The sequence below is a fragment of the Nocardia sp. NPDC003345 genome (assembly GCF_053589395.1).
Genome location: NZ_JBSFRU010000515.1, coordinates 1 through 2612 on the forward strand (window position 1 = coordinate 1; position 2612 = coordinate 2612).

A 2612-nucleotide genomic window follows, 5' to 3' on the forward strand; every position below is an offset into this window, starting at 1 on the left:
GCTACGCCGAGATCGCCGACGCGGTGGGTAAGAGCGGGTCCGCGGTCCGCCATCTTCAAGCGTGTCTGCAGCGCCTGTTGTCTGCCCGGTTCCGCCCGGTAGCTCAGCTGCGCCTCCCGGATTTCTCCGGCGATTCCCATTCGAGGATTTCGGCCCGCTGACACCGCGGGCGCGAGTCAGCCCCTCGCGCCCTCAGCACGGACGTAAGCCCAACCCAGCAGGAGCGATTTCATGACGTCGAGCACCGACGCCACCACCCCCGCGAAGGCCGAGGCCCCCGCCGCACGCCCCACTCGCGCCCGCACCGGTAAGCCGGTGCGCCGCCGCGCCGAGGGCCAGTGGGCGCTCGGCTACCGGGAACCGCTCAATCCGAACGAGCAATCGAAGAAGGACGACAACCCGCTCAACGTCCGCAGCCGGATCGAGAACATCTACGCCAAGGGCGGCTTCGACAGTATCGACAAGGGCGATCTGCGAGGCCGTTTCCGCTGGTGGGGTCTCTACACCCAGCGTGAAGAAGGCTACGACGGCACCTACACCGGCGACGAGAACATCGATCTGCTCGAAGCGAAGTACTTCATGATGCGGGTGCGCTGCGACGGCGGCGCGCTGAATGTCGCGCAATTGCGCACGCTCGGCGGGATCTCCACCGAGTTCGCCCGTGATACCGCCGACCTGTCCGATCGCGAGAACGTCCAGTACCACTGGATCGAGATCGAGAACGTGCCCGAGATCTGGAAGCGGCTCGAGGGCGTCGGCCTGCAGACCACCGAGGCCTGCGGCGACTGCCCGCGCGTCGTGCTCGGTTCCCCGCTGGCCGGGGAATCCCTCGACGAGGTCCTCGACCCCACGCCCGCGATCGACGAGATCGTGCGCCGCTATATCGGCAAGCCGGAGTACTCCAATCTGCCGCGTAAGTTCAAAACCGCGATCTCGGGCCAGCAGGATGTGGTGCACGAGATCAACGATGTCGCGTTCGTCGGCGTGAACCATCCCGAGCACGGTCCCGGCCTGGATCTATGGGTCGGCGGCGGGCTGTCCACCAACCCGATGCTGGCGCAGCGGGTCGGCGCGTGGGTGCCGCTGGACGAGGTGCCCGAGGTCTGGGAGGCGGTCGTCTCCCTGTTCCGGGACTACGGCTACCGCCGGCTGCGTACCAAGGCGCGGCTGAAGTTCCTGATCAAGGATTGGGGTATCGAGAAGTTCCGCCAGGTCCTCGAGGACGAGTACCTGAAGCGCAAGCTGATCGACGGCCCCGCCCCGGACAAGCCCAGCCGCCCAATCGACCACGTGGGTGTGCAGAAACTGCGCAACGGTCTCAACGCCGTCGGTTTCTCGCCGATCGCGGGCCGGGTCTCGGGCAGCATCCTCACCCAGGTCTCCGAGGCGGTCGAACGGGCCGGATCGGACCGGATCCGGTTCACCCCGTACCAGAAGCTGGTCGTGCTCGACGTCGCCGACGACAAGGTCGAGCAGCTCATCGCCGAACTCGAACCGCTGGGGCTACAGGCGCGGCCCTCGGTGTGGCGCCGGAATCTGCTGGCCTGCAGCGGCATCGAATTCTGCAAACTGTCGTTCGTCGAAACCCGGAAACGCTCCCAGGCGCTGGCGCCGGAGCTGGAACAGCGGCTCGCCGATATCAATGCCGAGCTCGATGTGCCGATCACCATCAATATCAACGGCTGCCCGAACTCCTGCGGCCGGTCCCAGATCGCCGATATCGGCTTCAAGGGGCAGCTGGTCGACGACGGTGACGGGAATCAGGTCGAGGGCTACCAGGTTCATCTGGGTGGCAGCCTCGGCCTCGACAGCGCCTTCGGACGCAAACTGCGCCAGCACAAGGTGACCAGCGCCGAACTCGGTGACTACATCGATCGCGTGGTCCGCAATTTCGTCAAACACCGCGAAGGCGGGGAACGGTTCGCGCAGTGGGCCGTTCGCGCCGAGGAAGCCGATCTGCGATGAAACCCGCGAGCGTGGTGACGGGAGAACCCACTGTGACAACCGAGCAGAAACAGCTGCCCACCAAACTGGGCACCGACGAGCTGCGGGCACTGGCCGAGCGCGGCGCCGCCGAACTCGGACCGGACGCCTCCACCGACGAGCTGCTGCGCTGGACCGACGAGAACTTCGGCACCGGCTATATCGTCGCCTCGAATATGCAGGACGGGGTGCTGGTCCAGCTGGCCGCTCAGGTCCGGCCCGGCGTGGACGTGCTGTTCCTCGATACCGGTTACCACTTCGCCGAGACCATCGGCACCCGTGACGCCGTCGAGGCGGTGTACGGGGTGAACGTGGTCAATGTCCGGCCCGAGCACACCGTGGACGAACAGGACGCGCTGCTGGGCAAGGATCTGTTCGCCCGCGACGCCGGCGAATGCTGCCGGCTGCGCAAGGTGGTGCCGCTGCGCAATTCGCTCGCGCCCTACAACGCGTGGGTCACCGGAATCCGCCGGGTCGAGGCCCCCACCCGCGCCAACGCCCCGCTCATCTCCTTCGACGAGGGGTTCGGGCTGGTGAAGATCAACCCGATCGCGCCCTGGTCCGACGACGAGATGCAGGACTACATCGAAAAGCACGGGATTCTCGTCAATCCCCTGGTGGAGGAAGGG

At 66.4% G+C, this 2612-nt stretch carries 2 protein-coding genes; both read left to right on the plus strand.

What is annotated here, in order from left to right; genetic code table 11:
• The first annotated feature begins 231 nt into the window (after positions 1–231).
• Entirely contained in the window at positions 232–1965 is a 1734-nt protein-coding gene (locus tag ACWDU1_RS31430) for a nitrite/sulfite reductase (RefSeq protein WP_450004050.1), read from the plus strand.
• On the plus strand, positions 1962–2612 hold a 651-nt coding region (locus ACWDU1_RS31435), incomplete at its 3' end, for a phosphoadenylyl-sulfate reductase (RefSeq protein ID WP_450004051.1). The genes ACWDU1_RS31430 and ACWDU1_RS31435, both read left to right, overlap by 4 nt.